Consider the following 4,457-nt stretch of genomic DNA (forward strand, 5'->3'; position numbering starts at 1 on the left):
CACTGCTCCTCGACCCGTGGGACGCACAGCGGGAGGGCGTCCCACCTTCGCCTCGGTCCTCGGCCGGGCGGGGGCCGTCCGAGAGGGTCGGCGGGGGCGGACCGGGTGGGCCGTCGGACCCCGTCGGCGGTGCCCGAAGGGCTCAGCTGCCGTCCGGGCGTCGGCCCCGACGCGAGTTCTCTCGATGTATACACTCGATGTATACGCCTGGGGTATGGTCGTCCCATGAGTGTTCCCCTGACCCTTCTCGGGCTGCTGGAGCGTGAGCCCAGCCACGGATACGACCTCAAGCGGGACTACGACGCACTGTTCGGGCGCGACAAGCCGCTGCCGTACGGGCAGGTCTACGCGACGCTGAGCCGGCTCGCACGGGACGGCAAGGTGGTGGCCGGCGAGGCCGAACCGGGCGGCGGCCCCGAGCGCAAGCGGTACGTCATCACCGAGGCGGGGGTGACGGAGTTCGAGACCTGGCTCGCGGAGCCCGTCGCCCCCGAACCCACCCTGCAGACCGTCCTGTTCACCAAGGTCGTGCTGGCCCTGATGCTCGGCCGGGACGCCGAGCAGTACCTCGACGCCCAGCGTGCGGCGCACATGCAACGGATGCGCGAACTCACCGAACTGCGCCGCAGCGGCGCCCTGTTGGACGCCCTGCTGGCCGACCACGGGCTGTTCCGGCTGGAGGCCGACCTGCGCTGGATCGACCTCACCGCGGCCCGGCTGGACGCGATCGCCCAGGCGGTGCGGCCATGACGGACGCCCTGATCGAGGCCCGCGGGGTGAACCTCGCCTTCGGCGAGACCCCGGCGCTGCGCGGCGCGGACCTCGCGGTCGGCGCGGGCGAGATCCTCGCCGTGATGGGGCCGAGCGGCTCCGGCAAGTCCACGCTGTTGCACTGCCTGGCCGGCATCCTCACCCCGGACTCCGGCGAGATCCACTTCGACGGCCGGCGGATCGACCGCCTCGGCGAGACCGAGCGCAGCGCGCTGCGCCGCGACGGCTTCGGCTTCGTCTTCCAGTTCGGCCAGCTCGTACCGGAGTTGACCGCCGAGGAGAACGTCGCACTGCCGCTGCTGCTGGGCGGCACCCGGCGCGCGGCGGCGCTCGCCGAGGCCCGCCCGTGGTTCGCCCGGCTCGGCCTGGACGGCCTGGAGCGACGTAGGTCCGGCGAGTTGTCGGGCGGCCAGGCGCAGCGGGTGGCGCTGGCCCGCGGCCTGGTGACCCGCCCGCGGGTGCTGTTCGCCGACGAGCCGACCGGCGCGCTGGACTCGCTGACCGGCGAGCAGGTGATGGAGCTGATGGTGGGCGCCGCACGCGAACAGGGCACCACCGTGGTCCTGGTGACGCACGAACCGCGGGTGGCGGCGTACGCGCACCGCGAGGCGGTCGTCCGGGACGGCCGGGTGACCTCGCTCCCCGTGGATCGGATCGCGTCGTGATCGCGCTGGCACTGCGGCTCTCGGTGAGCGGCGGACGCGAGGCGCTGGCCCGGCTGGTCTCGATCGCGGCGGCGGTGGCGGTCGGCGTGGCGCTGCTGCTGTCGACACTGGCCGGGATCAACGCCGTCGACTCCTCCAACGAACGGCAGTTGTGGTGGAACACCGGTGCGGCGGCCCGGACGGCGAGCGCCCCGGTCGACCCGCTGTGGTGGCGGGCCCACGACGACCACTACGACGGCAAGCCGATCTTCGAGGTGGACGTGGCCGCGACCGGCCCCACCTCACCGGTGCCGCCGGGGATGACGGCGCTTCCGGCACCCGGGGAGTACTGGGCATCGCCCGCGCTGGTGAAGCTCGTGGCGGCCGTCCCCTCCGCCGAACTCGGCGACCGGTTCCCCGGCAGGCTCGCCGGCGTGCTCGGCGATGCCGCGCTGGCCTCGCCGGACTCGCTGATCGCGGTGGTGGGCCGCCCGGTCGACCGGCTCCGGGCGGCGCCCGGCGCCCGGGCGGTGACGACGATCGCGGACGCCCTGCCGACGAAGTGCGCCGACGACTGCCCGGGCGCGGGGGTGCGCGGCGACGCGATGACGCTGATCCTCTCCGTGGTCGCGGGGGCGCTGATCTTCCCGGTGCTGGTGTTCATCGGGACGGCGACCCGGCTGTCGGCGGCCCGCCGCGAGCAGCGGTTCGCCGCGATGCGGCTGGTGGGCGCGACCCCCGGCCAGGTGGCGCTGATCTCGGCGGTGGAGTCGACGCTGGCGGCGGTGGCGGGCACGGCGGCGGGCTTCGCGCTGTTCGCGGCGCTCCGCCCCCTGGTGGCGCAGGTGCCGTTCACCGGGGACCGCTACTTCACCGACGACCTGACCCTGCACGTGGTGCAGGTGCTCGCGGTGGCACTGGGCGTGCCGGTCGCGGCGGCGGTGTCGGCACGGCTGGCGCTGCGCCGGGTCTCGGTGTCGCCGCTGGGGGTCAGCCGGCGGGTGACGCCGCGGCCGCCGCAGGCGTGGCGGCTGCTGCCGCTGGCGGCCGGGATCGGCGAGCTGGCCTGGTTCGTGGACCGGCGTCCGGAGACGACCGACGGCCAGACCTGGGCGTACCTGTCCGGGTTCGTGCTGGTGATGCTGGGCCTGGTGGTCGCCGGGCCGTGGCTGACGATGGCCGCGGCACGGCTGGTCGCCCGGCGCACTTCGCGTCCGGCCTCGCTGATCGCGGTACGGCGGCTGGCGGACGATCCGAAGGCGGGCTTCCGGTCGGTGAGCGGCCTCGTGCTGGCACTCTTCGTGACGAGCGCGACCGTCGGGATCATCGGCACCATCAACGCCAACCGCGGTGTGCTGAGCGGCGATCCGCAGACCCGCGCGGCGGTGCAGCACGGTGCGATGCTGGAGGACCCGCCGATGGCGGACCGGGTGCCGGAGGCGGTGCTCGCGGGGTTGCAGGCGGTGCCGGGGTACCGCGGCGCGGTGGTGGTGCACGCCAACCCGGCCCGGGTGGCGGCCGATCCGGCCGATCCGCGGCCGTGGGCACCGGCCCTGGTGCTCTGCTCCGAACTCGCGGGCACCCCGGTGGTCGGCGGCTGCGCACCGGGGGCGGAGGTCGCGGCCGTCCCGATGTACCAGTTCCTCGACCTGCGGACGGCGGACGCCCGGCAGTGGCCCACCGCCCCCGTCACCCCGGCCCAACTGGCGGCGTTGCCCGTGCAGATGGTCTACGTGACGACCGACGGGTCGACGGCGGCGACGGAGCGGGTGCGGACGGTGCTCGGCCGGGCCTTCCCCGACCACGGGTCGCGGATGGTGAAGGACTGGGGCAGCGACCAGCAGCGGCAGTTGGCCGGCTTCCGGCAGCTGGCGAACGTGGTCATCCTCACCACCCTGCCGATCGCGGGCTGCAGCCTGGCGGTGAGCGTGGTCGCCGGACTCTCCGAACGCAGGCGGCCGTTCGCGCTGCTGCGGCTCGGCGGGGCGCCGCTGGGCCTGCTGCGGACGGTGGTGGCCCTGGAGAGCGCGCTTCCGCTGGTGGTGGTCGCCGTGGTGGCGACCGGGACGGGCCTGCTGTCGGCACACCTGTTCCTGACCTCCCAGATGCACTACACGCTCGTGTCGCCGGGCGCCGTGTACTACGCCCTGGTCATGGTCGGGCTGGTCGCCTCCCTCGGGATCATCGCCTCGACCCTGCCCCTGCTCCGGCGGATCACCGGCCCGGAAGCGGCCCGTAACGGCTGACCCCCGGCCCGGCCCTCCCCCACCCCCGGGGGGGCCGGGCCGGCCCCGGGGGCGCCACCCCACGGGGAGCGAAGCCGAACGGGCCCTGCGCGCACTCGGTGGCCGGGACGACCCGGCCGTCCGGGGCCGCCGCCGTCCACCGACCGGTCGATCGCGGACGAATCCGCCCGTGCGGGGTCGGCCCGGGACGCGTGCCAGGTCGGCGGCCGGAACGGCGACACCGCCGGGAACGACGGCCGGGGCGCCGCTGTGGCGCGGGTGCCCGGCCGACCTGACACTGGGCCGGACAGGAGCGGCACGGATCGAGTCCAGTGGGAGAGCGGATCATGCGGACGAACATGGTGCTCCGCGGCGTCGGCGTCGTGGTCGGTCTGGTGCTGATCGCCGGCGCGTTCGTCCTCGCGTTCTTCGTCACGCCCACCTACGTGGAACGGCTGCCCGGCGACACCGACGTCACCCGCTCCTACACCGGTAGCTTCAAGACCCTGCTCGACGCCCAGGAGGTGGCGAAGGGCAACCTGCTCTCGGCCGTCAAGCGGGACGTCCCGATGGCGGTCGAACGGACCGTCAAGGTGCTGGACACCACCGACGACACCGCTCTGGTCAGCGACAGCCGGACGACGACCGCGGCCGGCCGCGCGGTCGAGAAGACCACCTGGCAGTACGCCATCGACCGCAAGACCCTCGAAGCGACCACCGATCACCCGTCCGGCTGGACGGTGGTCGACGCCAAGGGACTGACGGTCAGCTGGCCGATCGGCGCGAAGAAGCAGACGTACACCGGCCGCCAGCCGGT

4 protein-coding genes are annotated in these 4,457 nt (G+C 74.5%); all 4 read left to right on the plus strand.

The features are described from left to right. The first annotated feature begins 225 nt into the window (after nt 1-225). Nucleotides 226-750, plus strand: a complete 525-nt coding sequence (locus ABZ641_RS26915) for a PadR family transcriptional regulator (RefSeq protein WP_344626346.1) — start codon at nt 226-228, stop codon at nt 748-750. Continuing rightward, nucleotides 747-1,436: an ABC transporter ATP-binding protein gene (locus ABZ641_RS26920; RefSeq protein ID WP_344626345.1), complete on the plus strand. Its 690-nt coding sequence runs from the start codon at nt 747-749 to the stop codon at nt 1,434-1,436. The genes ABZ641_RS26915 and ABZ641_RS26920 overlap by 4 nt, the downstream gene beginning before the upstream one ends. Next, nucleotides 1,433-3,661, plus strand: a complete 2,229-nt coding sequence (locus ABZ641_RS26925) for an FtsX-like permease family protein (protein WP_359985722.1) — start codon at nt 1,433-1,435, stop codon at nt 3,659-3,661. Before ABZ641_RS26920 ends, ABZ641_RS26925 begins: the two co-directional genes overlap by 4 nt. A gap of 326 nt (nt 3,662-3,987) precedes the next feature. Next, the coding region (locus tag ABZ641_RS26930) for a porin PorA family protein (RefSeq protein ID WP_359985724.1) at nt 3,988-4,457 on the plus strand (470 nt) is incomplete at its 3' end.

The sequence above is a fragment of the Kitasatospora sp. NPDC007106 genome, from assembly GCF_040634455.1.
GTDB classification, from domain to species: domain Bacteria; phylum Actinomycetota; class Actinomycetes; order Streptomycetales; family Streptomycetaceae; genus Kitasatospora; species Kitasatospora arboriphila.

What these genes read in the sequence shown, in the direction of transcription:
- ABZ641_RS26915 (WP_344626346.1), top strand. Translation starts at nt 226, where the DNA reads ATGAGTGTTCCCCTGACCCTTCTCGGGCTGCTGGAGCGTGAGCCCAGC.
- ABZ641_RS26920 (WP_344626345.1), top strand. Translation starts at nt 747, where the DNA reads ATGACGGACGCCCTGATCGAGGCCCGCGGGGTGAACCTCGCCTTCGGC.